The organism is Flavobacterium gelatinilyticum (genome assembly GCF_027111295.1).
Taxonomy (GTDB): domain Bacteria; phylum Bacteroidota; class Bacteroidia; order Flavobacteriales; family Flavobacteriaceae; genus Flavobacterium; species Flavobacterium gelatinilyticum.
In genome coordinates, this window is sequence record NZ_CP114287.1 from 4,262,819 (window position 1) to 4,280,883 (window position 18,065).

The 18,065-nt window shown below is 34.1% G+C and carries 11 protein-coding genes; 10 read left to right on the plus strand and 1 reads right to left on the minus strand.

Annotated elements, in window-relative coordinates; translation table 11 throughout:
- Positions 1-227 precede the first annotated feature (227 nt).
- On the plus strand, positions 228-3,416 hold the full coding sequence (locus tag OZP11_RS18295) for a SusC/RagA family TonB-linked outer membrane protein (protein WP_281231951.1): 3,189 nt from the start codon (positions 228-230) through the stop codon (positions 3,414-3,416).
- 4 nt (positions 3,417-3,420) lie between these two features.
- Positions 3,421-4,860: a RagB/SusD family nutrient uptake outer membrane protein gene (locus OZP11_RS18300; RefSeq protein WP_281231952.1), complete on the plus strand. Its 1,440-nt coding sequence runs from the start codon at positions 3,421-3,423 to the stop codon at positions 4,858-4,860.
- 193 nt (positions 4,861-5,053) lie between these two features.
- On the opposite strand, the gene OZP11_RS18305 is transcribed toward OZP11_RS18300, so the two are convergent.
- Positions 5,054-5,956: a DUF6607 family protein gene (locus OZP11_RS18305; protein ID WP_281231953.1), complete on the minus strand. Its 903-nt coding sequence runs from the start codon at positions 5,954-5,956 to the stop codon at positions 5,054-5,056.
- A 104-nt stretch (positions 5,957-6,060) separates the two neighbouring features.
- On the opposite strand from OZP11_RS18305, the gene OZP11_RS18310 reads away from it, so the two are divergent.
- The 8 genes from OZP11_RS18310 to OZP11_RS18345 all read left to right on the plus strand — a co-directional run bounded on the left by OZP11_RS18310 (position 6,061) and on the right by OZP11_RS18345 (position 17,979).
- The gene (locus OZP11_RS18310) at positions 6,061-8,127 is read left to right on the plus strand and encodes a TonB-dependent receptor plug domain-containing protein (RefSeq protein ID WP_281231954.1); all 2,067 of its coding nucleotides are present in this window, start codon (positions 6,061-6,063) and stop codon (positions 8,125-8,127) included.
- Positions 8,128-8,154: 27 nt separating this feature from the next.
- Positions 8,155-8,790, plus strand: coding sequence for an HmuY family protein (locus OZP11_RS18315; RefSeq protein ID WP_281231955.1), 636 nt, complete (start codon positions 8,155-8,157; stop codon positions 8,788-8,790).
- Positions 8,791-8,984: 194 nt separating this feature from the next.
- Positions 8,985-10,505 carry a DUF8696 domain-containing protein gene (locus OZP11_RS18320; protein WP_281231956.1) on the plus strand — a complete coding sequence of 507 codons (1,521 nt, stop codon included), beginning with the start codon at positions 8,985-8,987 and terminating at the stop codon, positions 10,503-10,505.
- Between the two features lie 224 nt (positions 10,506-10,729).
- Positions 10,730-12,211 carry an SGNH/GDSL hydrolase family protein gene (locus OZP11_RS18325; protein ID WP_281231957.1) on the plus strand — a complete coding sequence of 494 codons (1,482 nt, stop codon included), beginning with the start codon at positions 10,730-10,732 and terminating at the stop codon, positions 12,209-12,211.
- An 82-nt stretch (positions 12,212-12,293) separates the two neighbouring features.
- Positions 12,294-13,622: a GDSL-type esterase/lipase family protein gene (locus OZP11_RS18330; protein WP_281231958.1), complete on the plus strand. Its 1,329-nt coding sequence runs from the start codon at positions 12,294-12,296 to the stop codon at positions 13,620-13,622.
- Between the two features lies 1 nt (position 13,623).
- Complete coding sequence (locus OZP11_RS18335; RefSeq protein WP_281231959.1) at positions 13,624-15,303, plus strand: MBOAT family O-acyltransferase; 1,680 nt, start codon at positions 13,624-13,626, stop codon at positions 15,301-15,303.
- Positions 15,304-15,586: 283 nt separating this feature from the next.
- Complete coding sequence (gene ffh / locus OZP11_RS18340) at positions 15,587-16,939, plus strand: signal recognition particle protein (RefSeq protein WP_026727748.1); 1,353 nt, start codon at positions 15,587-15,589, stop codon at positions 16,937-16,939.
- Positions 16,940-17,091: 152 nt separating this feature from the next.
- A complete protein-coding gene (locus tag OZP11_RS18345; protein WP_091496404.1) occupies positions 17,092-17,979 on the plus strand; it encodes a bifunctional 5,10-methylenetetrahydrofolate dehydrogenase/5,10-methenyltetrahydrofolate cyclohydrolase in 888 nt (295 codons plus the stop codon).
- Positions 17,980-18,065: the final 86 nt, after the last annotated feature.

Consider the following 18,065-nt stretch of genomic DNA (forward strand, 5'->3'; position numbering starts at 1 on the left):
TTTCTGCTATAGAACAGCTTAGATATAATTAAAATACTTTCCTAAATTTTCATTTTAGGTTAAGAACCCTTCTTTTAGGTTTACGAGATACGAACCGTCTAGTTTTTCTGGATGGTTTTTTTATTTGCTGCAATATGAGTTTTTCTCCCCTTCAAATTCTATCCTTAGTTGGCAGTGAAAAACTGGCTTATGGATGCTAAAGTGTGTATAATTCAAAACAAATAATAATGAAACAAAAAATCGTGGGATTTGTACTGCTGTTTTTAATGGCCGGAGTACAGCTGAGTTTTGCACAGGGCAGAACTATTTCAGGAATAGTATCGGATGCTTCGGGACCAGTTCCGGGTGTAAATGTTGTAGTAAAAGGAACTAATAATGGCGTTCAGTCAGATTTTGACGGGAAATATTCTATTAAAGCAAATACCGGAGATGTTTTGATTTTCTCTTATATGGGAATGAAAGATAACTCTGCAACAGTTGGAAGTGCTTCTGTAATTAATATGAAAATGCAGGAGGATGGTAAGGAATTAGAAGAAGTTGTGGTTGTTGCTTTCGGAACGCAGAAAAAACAGGAAATCACGGGAGCGGTAGCCAAAATTGATGCTAAACAATTAGAGAATGCTCAAGCATCAAATGCTGTTCAATCTCTAACGGGTAAGGTTGCTGGTGTTCAAATCGCTGCCAATTCAGGACAGCCGGGGGATAAACCACAGGTTCGTTTTAGAGGTATTGGATCAATTTCTTCGTCTAATGAACCTTTATATGTTGTTGATGGTATACCATTTGCCGGAGATATAAATGCAATTGCAACACAAGATATTGAATCTATTAGTTTTTTAAAAGATGCATCATCAAATGCGTTGTATGGCAGCAGGGGAGCAAATGGAGTGATAATTATAACAACTAAAAAAGGTAAAAAAGGGCAATTGAATATTACCTATGAAACAAAAGTCGGAGTTAATACAAGAGCAGTTTCAGAGTATGATATGATTACTGATCCTGGAGATTATTACAAAGCAGTATATAACAGAATAAGAAATGGTTTGATATTTCAAGGTCAAACCCCAAAAGCGGCTGCAATTACGGCCTCTCAAAATTTAATAACAGGAGACACTTATTCTTTGGGATATAATAATTATAATGTGAATCCTAATGAAATTATTGATATTAATACAGGTCAGTTAAATCCTAATGCAAAGCTGTTATATCATGATGATTGGGCTAAGAATCTTTTTAGAGATGCAACAAGAATAGAGCACTTTTTAAGTTTATCCAGCAGTACAGATAATCTTAATACGTATTTGTCTGTAGGGTATCTTTCTGATAATGGATATACGATTAATTCTAATTTTAAACGTGCAACTGTAAGAGCAAATGTTGATTACACTATTAATAAAAATGTGAAAATTGGAACAAATCTGAATTATGCTAATTCAGCTCAAAATGCTCCAATCTCCCAAGTTTCGTCAAGTACATATAGTAACTTGTTTTATTGGTCAAGAAATATTGCTCCAATTTATACTATTTGGCAGCGAGATGGTAAGGGAAATTTTATTTTAAATGAAGATGGCAGCAGAGCTTATGAATTTAATAAATCCGGTGAAAGACCATTTGGATCAAACATTAATCCTTATGCTACTACTTTGTTAAATACGAATCTTAGTGAGGAAAATAAATTTGGTGCAAGAGGATATGTGTCTATTGACTTCTTAAAAGATTTTAACTTTAGATATAATCTTGGATATGATTTATTGTCAGGTTATTATTTAAATACTACAACTGGTTTAGGTGGTGATGATATGGGAGTTAACGGTAGAATTGGTACCGCTACACAAAATGACTATACAATAACAAACCAACAATTATTGTCTTGGAAAAAGACTTTTGGTAATCATAATCTAGATATTTTAGTGGGGCATGAGTCATCTAGTTTTACTTCAAAAATGCTTGCAGGAAAGAAAAGTGGTGTTGTAATTCCAGACCTAAATATTGTTAGTAATGCTACAGTTTATAATTATTTAGACGGTTATAATGATTTGTATAAAGTTGAAGGCTATTTTTCAAGGCTAAATTATAACTATCAGAATAAATATTTTTTAAATGGGAGTTTTAGAAGAGACGGATCTTCAGTTTTCTCACCAGAAAACAGATGGGGTAATTTTTATGGTCTTGGAGCAGCATGGTCACTGTCAAAAGAATCGTTTTTTCCTAAGACTAAATGGATAAATGATTTAAGATTGAAAGGAAGCTATGGAGAACAAGGTAATGATAATATCTATTATCCTTCAACATCTGAAATTAGCCATCGTTCTTATTTTGGAGGTTCAAGAAATTATTATGCTTATCAAACACAGTATGAAGTAGTACCTGATGCAGAAGGTAATGCCAGTGTACTTACAGTGTACCAAGGTAATGACAAAATTAAATGGGAGAAGTCTAAAAATTTAAATATTGGTTTTGATCTTAAATTGTTTGACAGATTAACTATTGAAGCAGAATATTTCGAAAGAAATGTAAGTGATTTGATTTATAACCGTCCTAATTCACCATCAACTGGCGTATCATTTTTTACAGAAAATATCGGCGATATGTCTAATAAAGGTATTGAAGTTAATTTAGGATTAGATGTTTTGAAAGGTGAAAATCTAGACTTAAATATTTGGGTAAATACTACACATTATAAAAATAAAATTACAGCATTACCAAAACCTTTTACTAATGATTTATTTCGATTCGAGGTTGGAGCTCCTGCTTATGCTTTTTATTTAAGACAATTTGCAGGTGTAGATAAAACAAATGGTGATGCATTATGGTATATGAATCAAAAAGATGCTTCAGGAAATATTATAGGTAAAGTAACAACTAATGTATATGCCAATGCAACCCCGTATTTAAGTAGTAAAGATGCAAATCCAGATTTTTATGGAGGATTTGGAACATCAGTTAGATATAAAAACCTGACTTTGCAGGCAAGTTTTGCTTATCAGTTTGGAGGTTATATGTATGATGGGGTTTATCAAACTTCAATGTATTCCGGATCTGATAATATAGGAAGAAATTATAATAAAGATGTTACTAAGGCATGGTCAATTGATAATCCTAATTCAGATATTCCTAGGATTGATCATATATCTACTTTCCAAATGGCAGCATCAGATTATTTCTTAACAAAATCGGATTATATAAGTCTTCAGGATGTATCCTTAACTTATGATTTTAAGAATGAAGCTCTTTTGAATATGGGAATTCAATCTACTAAATTTAGTTTAATGGGATCAAATTTAGCACTATGGTCAGCTAGAAAAGGAATGGATCCTCGATTAAATAATTTAGGATCCCGTACAAATAATGGACAGTCTTTAAATGTATATGGGGTAATGAGGTCTATTTCACTTGGTCTAACAGTAAATTTTTAAAAACATGAAAAAAATAATAATCTTATCATTAGCATTCCTTGTTTTTACAAGTTGTGAAAGTGAATTTTTAGATATTAAACCTGAGTCGACTATTAATGGCGATCAGCTTGCCTCATCTGCAGAAGCAAACGAAGCAGTTATAAACGGAATATATTCTGCCTTAAGATCTTATGGTTTGTCAATAGGTAATCATGAAGATTATGGGCATAAATCGATTCTTTCTGCTACTGATTTAATGTCAAACGATATGTTAATGACAAAATCAAGTTGGTACAGTAATTTTTATAATTATTTAGGCAGACAGCAAATTAACTTAAGATCTAGATTGGCATGGAGCACCTATTATCCACAAATCAAAACCACAAATGTTGTATTGAAAACCGTTCCTCAAGGAGTAAATGATGAAAAGTTAGAGGTTATCAGAGGACAAGCATTAGCTTTGAGAGGTTATTTTTATTTTATGCTGGCTCGTATGTATGGTCCTACCTATATTAATAATGAAACCAAACTTTGTGTACCGCTATACACTGAGGTTCTTTTTGAAGGTAAAGAACGAGCTACAGTTAAAGAGGTCTATGATCTTATTGAAAATGATTTAAATGAATCTATTGATTTGCTTGAAGGAAGTAAACGTAAAAATAATAATGCGATTGATCAAAGTGTTGCCAAAGCATTTTTAGCAGATGTTTATTTGGAAACAGGTAAATATTCTCAGGCTGCGAAATTAGCCAGTGAAGCTAGAGCAGCTTATCCGTTATTAACAGAAGCAGAGTGGAATAATGGCTTTTATGATGTGTCAAATAAAGACACTATGTGGGGCGCTTCTATTACATCGGCACAAAGTAGTTTTGTAGCTAACTTTTTTGGACATTTTGATAATACAAATGATTCAGGATACGCTGGAGGACTTGGTGTTTTTAAAAATATAGATAAAAGATTGTATAATAATATCTCCAATACGGATTACAGAAAAAAAGCATTTGTTGGAAATGGAGGTAATTCAACATATCCATCATTACCAGTTTATGCAAATATTAAATTTAGAGACCCTACAATTGATGCTGGTGATTATATTTATTTAAGGGCAGCTTCAATGTATTATATAGAAGCCGAGGCACTTGCAAGATCCGGAAATGAAACTGCGGCACAAAAGGTTTTATACGATATAACTATCACAAGAGACCCATCGTATGTTTTATCTACCAATACAGGTAAAACATTAATAGATGAAATCATTTTGCAAAAAAGAATTGAATTATGGGGAGAAGGTTATGCTTGGTTTGATATGAAACGATTAGGTGTTGCCCTTACGAGAGATTATGATGGTTCTAATCATCCTGCGTTTGGTAAGTTTAATATTCCTGCCGGAGATAACAAATTCATCTTTCAGATTCCACAAGCAGAAATAGATGCCAATCCGTTAATTAAACAAAATGAATTATAATTTCTAATATCCTGGAAATAACTATATGAAAAATATTTCCTTATATTCATTTTTAACTATTTTGAATTAGTAACCCTTTTAGTGAAAATAATACTAGGATAAACCGTCTAAAATATTAGACGGTTTTTATAAAATAGAAAAAGCCGGTAACCTTTTAAAGATTACCGGCTTTTATCGTAATTAACACAACTAATTATTTTACAAATTTGTCGATAATAGCATCAGATTCTGCTTTTGTTGCTGTTGGTTTTAAGTCAAACAAAAGAGAATAAAGTGCTTTTCTATCTACTTTAGCTTCTAAGTTAAGATCTTTATGTCTGTCAAAAAGAGTCTGCCATTTGTCGCGGACATTTTTCCAAAGAGCATTGTTTGCAGCCCACCATTTTTGACCTGCGATACATTTGCTGTCAGCAACTTTAGTGTAAACATCAAAACCTTTTTCCTGAGCTAAAAGTACATCTTTACCGCTGTCATCTCTGATTAGCTTATCATTATCCTGCTCATGATTCCATCCAGAAGCTGTAATCTCGTGAATGTTTCTTCTTTTTAAAACATTGTAATCATTACGTTTTGTCTGCTCTCTTCTTGGCAGTGGAGCATCAGCAACGTTTGCCCAGTAATCTTGTCCGTCAACGTGTACCCATGTCGAAGAACCTTCATAGCGCGGACTATCATCTACCTGATATACTTTTTGAGTCCACTGACCTTTAACAGCTTTCTTGTCCAGTTTTTTATATTTCCAGGAATTTCCTTTATCAAATGTATATAAGTCTGTGTTTTCAAATAACCAATCTTGTCTCCAGTGTTTGATAATCATATCGTCACTTACAATTAATAAGTGCTGCATAACAATCTTGTTAGGTGTATCCTCTAACAATTCTACCCATTCCAACGCAGATTCGTGTTTTGTCTGAGAAGGTTTGTACGATGCTGAATCTTTTGCATACTGAAAAGTTTCAGCAAAATTGAATTTTACTTCATAACAACCACACATAGATTTAATAGATTTTATGTCTTGTTGTTTTTTGTCCTGACTATAACCAAGACTACAGCTTAAAGCCACAACGGCCGAAAATAAAAGACTTTTTGAAATCATAACTTAATTGGTTTTTTAAAATTTTTTGCAAATATATAAATTTAATTTAGAACAATTAAAAATAGTTATATATTTGCCATGATTATTAAGATTGAATAAAAATAATGAAATTTAAAATTACTCTTTTTGCAGTTGTGCTTTTTTGTCAGATTTCTGTTTCTCAGGAGATTCAAAAAGATAGTGTTGAAACAAATGAATTATCGGAAGTTAAAGTTACCACTGGAACAAGAACAGAAAGAGTGCTTTCGTCATTGCCATTACCAATGACTATTGTAACCTCTGATGCGATTATAAAAACAGGAGTTACGAGATTAAATGAGATATTAAATGAGCAGACAGGAATTATTTTAATTCCGGATCAAAGTGGTTTCGAAGGTATTCAGATGCAGGGTTTAGATGCTGCGTATACCATGATTCTAATTGATGGACTTCCATTAGTAGGAAGGAGCTCTGGAGTTTTGGATTTGTCCAGAATATCTGTGGGAAATATAGAAAGAATTGAAATTGTAAAAGGAGCTTCATCAGCATTGTATGGTTCTGAAGCCATGGGTGGAGTCATTAATGTCATTACCAAAAGACCTAAAAAAGATATGTTTGCAGGTAACCTTTCATATAGATATGCTACATTCAATACCAATGATGTGAATGCTAATCTGCTGTGGAAGAAGAAAAAATTAGCGGCCAATATATTTACCAATTTTTATTCGACAGACGGTTATGATTTAGATAAAAGCACACCGCTGCAAAATGTTGAAAGATATTACAACACGACCATTCAGCCGAAAATATATTATGATTTTTCAGATGATTTAAAACTTATCGTAAGCAATCGTTTCTATAATCAGAATATGAATAATGTTGCTTTGATTAATTCTGAAAACTATAAAGGCGATGCAAAAGAAGACGAATGGAATTCGCAAATTAAATTAGAGCATCAATGGAATCCTAAATTGTATTGGGAATATGAGCTGTATGCGACCAATTATAAGAACAATGCATTCCTAAATGATCAGAATAATGTGCTTTTTGAAAAATCATATTACGATCAATGGCTTTTCAGACCTGAAGTAAGAACTACATGGTCATTAAAAAATGACAAGATAACAGCAGGAGCGGGACTGAATTATGAAAGTTTGGACAGAACGTATTTTGATAAAAATGTAAATTTCAATTCGCAGTATGTCTATCTGCAGTACGATTATAATCCAACATCAAAATTAAATATCCTTGCAGGATTTAGATACGATAATCACAGCGAATACGCATCGCAGTTGAGTCCAAAACTGGCAGCGAATTATAAGATACTTGAAAACTTTTCCTTAAAAGCTTCGGTTGGATATGGTTATAAAGCACCGGATTTCCGCCAGTTGTTTTTCGACTTCACAAACCCGCAGGTTGGTTATACTGTTTTGGGATATAATGTTGCTGAAGATCGTTTAAAACAATTCGAAGAACAGGGACAGCTTTCGTATAGAATTCCAAGTATAAGTTTCTCTGAACCACTGGAAGCAGAAAGTTCAGTGAATTTTAATTTCGGAACTTTTTATAAAAAGAATAAATTCAGAATGGATGTAAATGTGTTTTACAATTCAATAAAGAATTTGATTGAAACACAAATTGTAGCACAAAAAAATAACGGACAAAACGTTTTTAGTTATTTCAATATTGACAAAATTTTTACATACGGTCTTGAATATAATTCTACGTACGATTTTACAAAAGATTTTTCTGTATCGGTTGGGTATCAATATCTGATTGCTAAAAATAATGACGTTCTGGATAATTTTGAAGATTACCAATATATCCGTAATTCTGATTTGCAAACCATTAAGATTAATAAATCTGATTATTTTGGAGCCTATAACAGGTCTAAACATACTGCCAATATTAAGTTTGCTTACTCGATTCCAAAAATAAAAACAGACATTAATCTGCGTGTTTTTTACCGAAGCAAATATGGTATGTTTGATACTAACGGGAATACAATTCTGGACAAATACGATACGTTCATAAACGATTATTTTACGGCAAATCTTTCTATCTTAAAAAATATAGGCGACAAATTTACGCTTCAGGCTGGTGCCAACAATTTATTCGATTTTACAGACCCCGGACAAATAACAAATCTTGCAGGAAGACAGCTTTTTGCGCGAATTCAATATAATTTTTAATCAATATTTATTAAACACTTTTACACAATGAAAACAAAATTCTTAAAACTTTCCCTATTAGCGTTATTCGTTTTTACAGCATCTTGCAGCAGCGATGATGATAATAATACAGATGAAACTCCTGCAGTAGTTGTAACTACAAAAGCATCAAACATTTATGCTCCGCAAACAGGAGGACAAGGCCAGCCAGTAGGAGGTGATTATACAAGATTCAGCTTTTCTCAAAATAAAGTTGTGACTGATGACAGCTGGGATGTAGCTTTCCGTGGTACTACTGTTATTGTTAATGGTGGAGCAAAAGTAATTGCAGATGATGCAGGTGAGCCAGCAAGAAAAGGACAAGGAGCTTTAAGTATTGTTTCTGGTACATTTGCTGGTGTAACAGCTTTTCCAGCAGCCAATACTTTTGTTCAGGATGCCGCTAATGCTTTAGCACTTCCTACAGGTAGTGGAAATGGATGGTATAATTATGGTTCAAACAATATTATTTCTCCTCTTGCAGGAAAAGTGTTTGTTGTAAAAACTCATGATGGTAAGTATGCAAAATTTGAAATTTTAAGCTATTATAAAGATGCACCAGCAAATCCTGATCCTGCAACTGCAGTACCAAGATACTATACTTTTAATTTCGCATACCAGGCTAACAGCACCACAACTTTCTAAAAATATATATTTTAATAGCCTTGGATAATTATTTATTCAAGGTTATTTTTTAATCAAAAAATAATTTTAACATGAATAAATTCACTTTTAGTGTTTTGTAAATTTTGTTTTAAGTTTTAGTTGATAAATTGAAATCTAAAATAAATTTTGAACTAGACGAGAGTGTATTTTTCTTAACTAACCAATGATATATTATGAAAATAAAATTACTAGTATTGACTTTACTGTTTTTAGTAAAGTTTGGTTTTGCTCAAAATTATGTAACCTACACTTCTCTAAACAATACTTTAAATATTAATTCGGGTGTTGAAGGAACGGTCGATGTTTTAGTCAACTGTTATGGAGGAAGCAGTGATCCGGTTTTTCTGAATGCATTGCAATCTTGTGGAAATAACGATGGTATTACATCTCAAAGTTATACAAACGGAAGTATACTTACACCAGGACAAAATACGACTATTAGATACAAGTTTAAAAAAACGGTTGCTGCGGATACACAAATAATTTACAAGTTTAGTACCAACGGAAGTTGTTTTCAGGAAGAAAGCAAGATGATTAAAATTACGGTTAATTATAAAGCTGTAGTAGTACCTCCTCCAACTCCAATTTCTAATAACAATATTTACGGCACCCAAACAATTGTAGAAGGAGCATCAGCCAGCACAATTACAGGTTCGAGTCCGTCTGGAGGAAATGGTTCTTTTAGTTATATATGGCAGAAGAAGATAGGAACAGGTGCGTGGACTACTATTTCCGGAGCGACAGGAATTAATTATTCTCCGGGAAGTTTGACTGCAACATCATCATTTAGAAGAATTGTAAGTTCAAGTACGCTTTCAAGCACAAGTAATGAAGTAGTAGTAACTGTTAATGCAGCACCGCCTCTTCAAAATAATATAATTACACAGTCAGGTTCTCAACTTCAAGGAAGTCAGCCAAGCGGCGGGACTGGTACTTACGTTTATTATTGGTATGCATATGTATTGCAAGACGAAGATCCCTGGCTTATTGGTCAGTCAATTAATTGTACAATTCCTCAGAGTGTATATAACTTTGTTGATGGAGTGGGATATAATGGTTATATTACTCGTGTAGTTGTATCTGGAACGCAGCAGTTATATAGCAATTATATAATTATTCCTCCTTCTCAACCACTTACAAACAATACAATTACACAGTTAGGTTCTGAACTTCAAGGAAGTCAGCCAAGCGGCGGGACCGGTACTTACGTTTATTATTGGTATGCATATGTATTGCAAGACGAAGATCCCTGGCTTATTGGTCAATCTATAAATTGTACGATTCCTCAGAGTGTATATAATTTTGTTAACGGAGTGGGATATGATGGTTATATTACTCGAGTGGTTGTCTCTGGTAATAAACAGTCCTATAGTAATTACATAGTAATTTCTCCTGGTTCAGGTTTTGCAAAATCAGTATCAAGTACAAAAAGTTCATCTTTAGATGTAACAGTCTACCCAAACCCAACATCTGAATCATTAAATTTTGCAACCAATTTTGCAGAAGACAAAAACATTGAGATCGTTTTATATTCAGAAAAGTTAGGAAATGAAAAATCAGTTTATAAAGGAAAAGTAGCCCCAAATCAGGTTGTAAACTGGAGTATTCCTGCAGGGTATCAAAAAGGACTTTACTTTTATAAAATCCTTTCAGACAATAAAGAAGTGAAAACAGGTAAAGTTATTTTTCAATAAATAGTATCAAGAGTTTAGTTAATCATTAACTTTGTTTTTTTATTTTTTTTTGATTTAGAGGTTAGATTTATCTAACCTCTTTTTTTTGTTTTCTTTATTGTTAAATGATTAAAAAATGATTGTTTTAATTTTATCTTTGCGCATTATTTTTTTAAACTGAATTAACAGGAATTATAAAATGTTTTATCTTTTATTTTTCCATCCTTCAAATTTATAATTAGTTAGTGAATACAAAATCATATTTCTTTCAGTCTTTTGCTATAGTTGCATTAGCGTTAGTGGCTTTTATTGGATTTAAACAAATCCTGCCGGACAAGATATTTTCAGAAAGTAAAATCGATTCAAAAAATGTATTGATCGACAGTCTGCTTTTAGAATCGGTTGCCAAAGATTCGTTGTCGCCGGAAGGAGACAGCCTTGATGAAGCCGAGCGTAAAATGGACAAAGAAAAAATCGTTTACGATGCTTCGGAAGGAATTGAATTTCCTGCTGAAACTTTTGACGATTATAAAGGATTTCAGTATTTGATTTCTTTTTATGAAAAATTATATCAATTAGAACAAAATCCGCAGAGCAAAGTCAGAATTGCATATTACGGAGATTCTATGACCGATGGTGACTTAATCGTTCAGGATGTTCGTACCAATTATCAGGAACGATTTGGCGGAAACGGAGTTGGTTTTGTTTCCATTTCATCAGAATCTGCTGCTTCAAGAGGATCTGTAAAATCAGTTTATTCTAAAAACTGGAAAGCACAATCGTATTTAAATGTCAAAAAACCAACAAGTCCTTTTGGTGTAAACGGACATGTTTTTTTTGCCAATGATCAGACAAAACCAACCTGGGTTCAGTACGAAGCAGGACCTAATAAATATTCAACCACTTTAGATAACCCGACTTTATTTTACGGAAGATCATCTAAAAAAGGAAACGTAAACTTTATTATCGGAAAAGATACGCTTAGAAAAAATCTTAATCCTTCTAATTTAGTAAACAGCCTGAAAGTAACATCAGGAAGCATCAAAGCCTTCAAAGCTAATTTTGTTCACGCAGATTCTATCCCGATTTACGGATTTAACTTTGACAACGGAAGCGGTGTTCACGTAGACAACTTTTCGCAGCGAGGAAATTCAGGTCTGCCAATCTCTATGTTTGATGCCGGTGTTATGAGAGCCTTCAACAATAGTTTAAATTATGATTTGATCATTCTGCATTACGGAACCAATGTTCTGAATTACGGAACCAAAAACTATTCATGGTACGAAAAAGGAATGACAAAAACCGTAAACAAAATAAAAGAATCCTTCCCGGGCGTTTCCATCCTGATTGTTTCAACAGCCGATAAATCGACTAAATATGATTTGGAAATGAAAACCGACTCGGCAGTGGTTCCTTTAATGAAAGCCCAGAAACATTACGCCCTGGAAACCGAATCAGGATTTGTAAATTTATACACCTTGATGGGAGGAGACGGCTCGATGGTAAAATGGGTTGACGAATCTCCGGCAAGAGCCAATAAAGATTATACACACTTTAATCAAAGAGGAGCCAAAGCAATTGGAAATCTGCTTTACACTCAGTTAAATAAAGGATACGAGCAATACAAAACATTACGCGAAAAACGTGATACAAGTACAAGACCGCGTACAATTAAGAAAACCAGGACAGATTCCGTTTCTGTGAAAAACGACAGCGTAAATGAATAAACTTGCAATTTTCTTTTGTTGTCTTTTTCTTTATACAAATGGCAGGCAGCAAAAATCAGACTCACTTTCAATCAGGAAAAATATGATTAGAAAAATCGATACAACCGGAGACACATATGCCGGAAATCACATTTATAATCCGAAAGTATTAGAAAGTGTTTTTAAGAAATTAAGCGAAAATGAAAGCGAAAAGAATCAAAAAATCAATATTGTACATATTGGAGATTCGCACATTCAGGGCGACTTAATGACCAATAAAATCAGAAAGGTTTTGCAGCAGAGATTTGGAAACGCCGGCCGTGGTTTTGTTTTTCCCTATCAGCTTGCCAAAACAAACGGTTCTTATAACGAACGTTTCCGCTGCAACAGAATTTGGGACAGCTATCGAAACATTTATCCGGTAAGAAACTATCCGGTTGGGTTGAGCGGCATTGGGCTTTGGAGAGATACGGGAGGATTTGTGGTAGAAATGAGTGTGAAAGATCCAGCGTATAAATTCAATACGATTCAGATCATAACGCCAAAAAATGAAAACATGTTTGATCTGGCTTCATCGGCTCAAACCAAATTTATTGAAACAACAGAGCGAAAAGTCATCACCCATAAAATTAAAAAAGGCGAAGCGATTTCGATTATTGCAGATAAGTACAATGTTTCAATAAACGATATAAAAAAAGCAAATCAGCTGAAATCGAATAATATTCGTGCAGGAAGAATTTTAAGAATTCCAACCAACGAAACCCAGCCAAAGAATATAAAAACATCAGAATTTGTTCCTTTAAATCTTGAATCTGATCCTTTCTGTCATTATTACAAATCAGAAAAAGCGTTAGATAAAATTTATCTGGTTCCAAATAAAGAAGCAAAAGAGTATGAACTGAACGGACTGGTTCTCGAAAAAGATGCTCCCGGTGTAATTTACAGCGGTATTGGAGTAAACGGAGCCAAATTTTCAGATTACAATAAATACCCATTATTCTTTGAGCAGGTAAAAGCACTGCATCCCGATCTTTTGATTTTCTCATTGGGAACAAACGAAAGTTTCGATAAACTGGAACCTTCAGATTATATCCAGAGACTGCGGCAGTTTATTAAAAATCTGAAAGATCAGAATATAAATGTTCCGATAATCGTGATGACACCGCCGCCATCCTTATTTAGAGGCGGAAAACCAAACACTTTTGTGGGAGAATATGCGCAGCGTATAAATGATATAGCCGAAAAAGACGGTTTTGCCGTTTGGGATTTATATGATGAGTTTGGAGGCCTGAAAGGAATAGGAAACCTGAAAGCAGAAGGATTAATTGGCAAAGACTGGGTTCATTATTCTAAAAAAGGATACGAAAAACAAGGGAACTTGTTTACAGAAGCATTTATAAAAGCATACGATAATTTTAAATTAAAGAAGTAAGTTGACGACAATAGATAGCATTAATAATTGGTTCATTCAAAATTTTGGTGCAGTTACAGAAGAACAGGTAAAAGATTGGTTTACATACAATCCAGACGAGAAACTGTTATTTAATACCGGCTTGTTCCTGGGGATGTTCCTGGTTTTTTACTTTATTTACGGATTTTTGCGTAAAACATTTTATTTAAGATTAACTTACGTTATTCTCTTCTCGCTTTTCTTTTACTATAAGTCAAGCGGTATTTACTTTTTGCTTTTACTATTATCATCTGTAGTTGATTATGGTTTAAGCCAGATTATTTATAAAGAAACAAAAGATACCACTAAGAAAATATATCTTGTAATAAGTGTTATCCTGAATTTAGGACTGCTGGGTTATTTCAAGTACATGAATTTCATGATTGGAACTTATAATGATATGTTCAGCGGGAATTTAAAATTTCATGATATTTTTCTTCCTGTTGGGATTTCCTTCTACACTTTCCAGTCGATGAGTTATATTATCGAAATCTATCGGGAAGAAATCAAGCCGACAAAAAACTATATCGAATATTTATTTTTCGTGTCGTTCTTCCCGCAGTTAGTTGCCGGACCAATCGTGCGAGCCAAAGATTTCCTGCCGCAGATTTATCAAAAATTAAACCTGACCAAACAAGATGTAAACAATGCTTTATTCTTGATTATTGGAGGTTTGATAAAAAAAACGGTAATATCAAATTACATATCAGTAAACTTTGTAGACCGCGTTTTCGATACACCCTTAACGTATACTTCTTTTGAGAATTTGATGGCCTCTTACGGATACGCAATTCAGATTTATTGCGACTTTTCCGGATACTCAGATATGGCAATTGGTATTGCGTTGTTGTTAGGATTCAAATTACCGGTCAATTTTAGAACACCGTACAAATCAGATTCGATTACGGATTTCTGGAGAAGATGGCATATTTCGCTTTCAACCTGGTTAAAAGATTTCTTGTATATCTCAATGGGAGGAAACCGCGAAGGATCTTTTGCAGGATATTTATTCCCGAGTTTATTCTTCTTCGGATTATTGATTTGGGGAATAACCAATTATACCGTAAGCATTATACCGCTTATAATTGCGGTTAGTTCAATTGCGCTTTTTTGTCTGTCATTTTTGCTTTCAGGAAAAAAGAAACAAACATTAGTAACCAATCTAAACCTGTTTACCACAATGCTTCTTGGCGGATTGTGGCACGGGGCAGGAGCGCAGTTTATCGTTTGGGGAGCATTACACGGACTTGCACTGGCAGTGCATAAAATTTTCATGGAATTATTTCCGTCCAAAAAAGAGGGATCCGGCTTTTTATGGAATTTCTTTTCAGTTGTTATAACCTTTCATTTTGTGGTTTTCTGCTGGATCTTTTTCCGCGCCAGAGATTTCGAAACAGCCTTACAGGTAATCAACAATATTGGTCAGCTGACTTTTGAGCCGGAACTTTGGAAAACCATAATAATCGGTTATAAAAATGTATTCTTACTAATGTTGTTCGGTTATGTATGGCATTTCTTGCCGGAATTTTTTACAGACAAAATGAAACTGGTTTTCGATAAAACACCATTATTAATCAAAGCAATCATCTTAGGATTTGTTTATTGGATTGTTTATGCAACGGCAGTTGCAGGTTCGCAGCCGTTTATTTACTTTCAGTTCTAAATTTTAAGAAACAAAGAGACATAGTTACAAAAGCGCAGAGGAATTTTTCTTTTGCGCTTTTTTGGTTTCACGCAGATTTATAAAAAGATTAAAGCTGATGATGCAGATTTCTAAAAAAAATAATCTGTCAAAATCTGAAAGATCTGCGTGAGACAAAAAACGTCACGTTTGTAACCTTAAAATCGATAAAAAACCTTTGTTCTTTTGTATTAAACCTTAAAAAATAAAAATTGCCTGAAATATCTAATTAGATTATCTTTGCACTTCAAATAAAGAAAATGATATGTTTGATAATTTAAGTGATAAGTTAGATAAAGCGTTCCATATATTAAAAGGACACGGTAAAATTACAGAAGTAAACGTAGCCGATACCTTAAAAGAAGTTCGTCGTGCCTTACTTGATGCCGACGTTAACTTTAAAATTGCCAAAGATTTTACGGCCAGAGTAAAAGACAAAGCAATTGGTCAGGATGTATTAACAACATTACAGCCGGGACAATTATTGGTTAAGTTAGTAAAAGACGAACTTACCGAATTAATGGGAGGCGATGTAGCAGGTGTAAACCTTTCAGGAAACCCTACAGTTATTTTAATGTCAGGACTTCAGGGATCTGGTAAAACAACTTTCTCAGGGAAATTAGCAAACTTCTTAAAAACAAAGAAAAACAAGAAACCACTTCTTGTAGCCTGTGATATCTACCGTCCTGCGGCGATTAATCAGCTTCATGTTGTGGGAGACCAAATAGGTGTTGAGGTTTACTCAGAACCGGAAAATAAAAATCCTGTAGAAATTGCTCAAAACGCAATTAAACACGCCAAAGCAAACGGATTTAATGTTGTAATCGTCGATACAGCAGGACGTTTGGCAGTAGATCAGGAAATGATGGATGAAATTGCACGTGTACACAAAGCAATTCAGCCTCAGGAAACCTTGTTCGTTGTCGACTCTATGACAGGACAAGATGCTGTAAACACAGCAAAAGCTTTCAACGATATCCTAAACTTTGATGGAGTTATCTTAACGAAATTAGACGGTGATACTCGTGGCGGAGCAGCACTTTCGATCAAATCGATTGTAAACAAACCAATCAAATTTGTTGGTACCGGAGAGAAAATGGAAGCAATTGATGTTTTCTATCCGGAACGTATGGCTGAGCGTATCTTAGGAATGGGAGACGTTGTGTCTCTTGTTGAAAGAGCTCAGGAACAATTTGACGAAGAAGAGGCAAGGAAACTTCAAAAGAAAATCGCTAAAAACGAATTTGGTTTTGACGATTTCTTAACGCAGATTCAACAGGTGAAAAAAATGGGTAATATGAAAGACTTGGTTGGAATGATACCGGGAGCTTCAAAAGCCATGAAAGATGTTGAAATCGAAGATGACGCCTTCAAACATATCGAAGCGATCATTTATTCGATGACCCCGGGAGAAAGAAGTAAACCTGCCATTATAGATGTAAAAAGAAAAGCCAGAATCGCAAAAGGTTCGGGGACCAAAGTCGAGCAGGTAAACCAACTAATGAAACAGTTTGACCAAATGAGCAAGATGATGAAGATGATGCAGGGGCCAGGCGGAAAAAATCTGATGAAAATGATGGGAGGCATGAAAGGAATGCCGGGAGGAATGCCGAGATAAAAAAATAAAAGTTTCAAGTTTCAGGTTTCAAGTTTGAAATCGAAATTTGAAACTTTTTTAATTACATAAATATTTGAGTTTCGTTTTTAACTTGAAATGTTGAACCTGAAACTTTAAACAAATAAAAACCTGAAACAAAACAACAAACAACAATGCAGCTACTAGACGGTAAAAAAACATCTAACGACATTAAAAACGAAATTGCAGCCGAAGTTCAATCTATAAAAGCAGCCGGAGGAAAAGTGCCTCATTTAGCTGCGGTTTTAGTGGGAAACAACGGAGCAAGTTTAACTTACGTAGGAAGTAAAGTAAAATCATGCCAGGAAATTGGCTTCGATTCAACTTTAGTTTCGTTACCTGAAACCATTACCGAAGACGAACTGCTTGCAAAAATTAAAGAGCTAAACGAAGATGATAATCTGGACGGATACATCGTACAGTTACCTTTGCCAAAACACATCGACGAGCAGAAAATCTTGTTAGCAATCGATCCTGATAAAGATGTAGACGGTTTTCACCCAACTAACTTTGGCAGAATGGCTCTTGAAATGGAAAGTTTTATTCCGGCAACTCCATTTGGAATTATGGAATTATTAGAGCGATACAAAGTAGAAACTGCAGGAAAACATACCGTTGTAATTGGAAGAAGCCACATCGTAGGACGACCAATGAGTATCTTAATGAGCCGTAAAGGAAATCCGGGAGATTCAACAGTTACCTTAACTCACAGCCGAACTAAAGATTTAGCAGAATTCACTAAAAACGCCGATATCATTATTACAGCTTTAGGAGTTCCGGAATTCTTAAAAGCAGATATGGTAAAAGAAGGAGTAACTGTTATCGACGTTGGAATTACACGTGTAGAAGATGCATCAAATGCAAAAGGATATGTGATCAAGGGCGATGTTGATTTTGATGGAGTAAGTAAAAAAGCATCTTTCATTACACCAGTTCCAGGAGGAGTAGGGCCAATGACTATTGCAATGTTACTTAAAAATACTCTTTTAGCAAGAAAAATGAGAAGCGCAAGAAACCAATAATATTGCGTCAAAATAGTATAAAGCCTGTTCCAACGAACAGGCTTTTTTTGTATTTTTTAATAAACGCCTTATAAATAGCTGTTTTA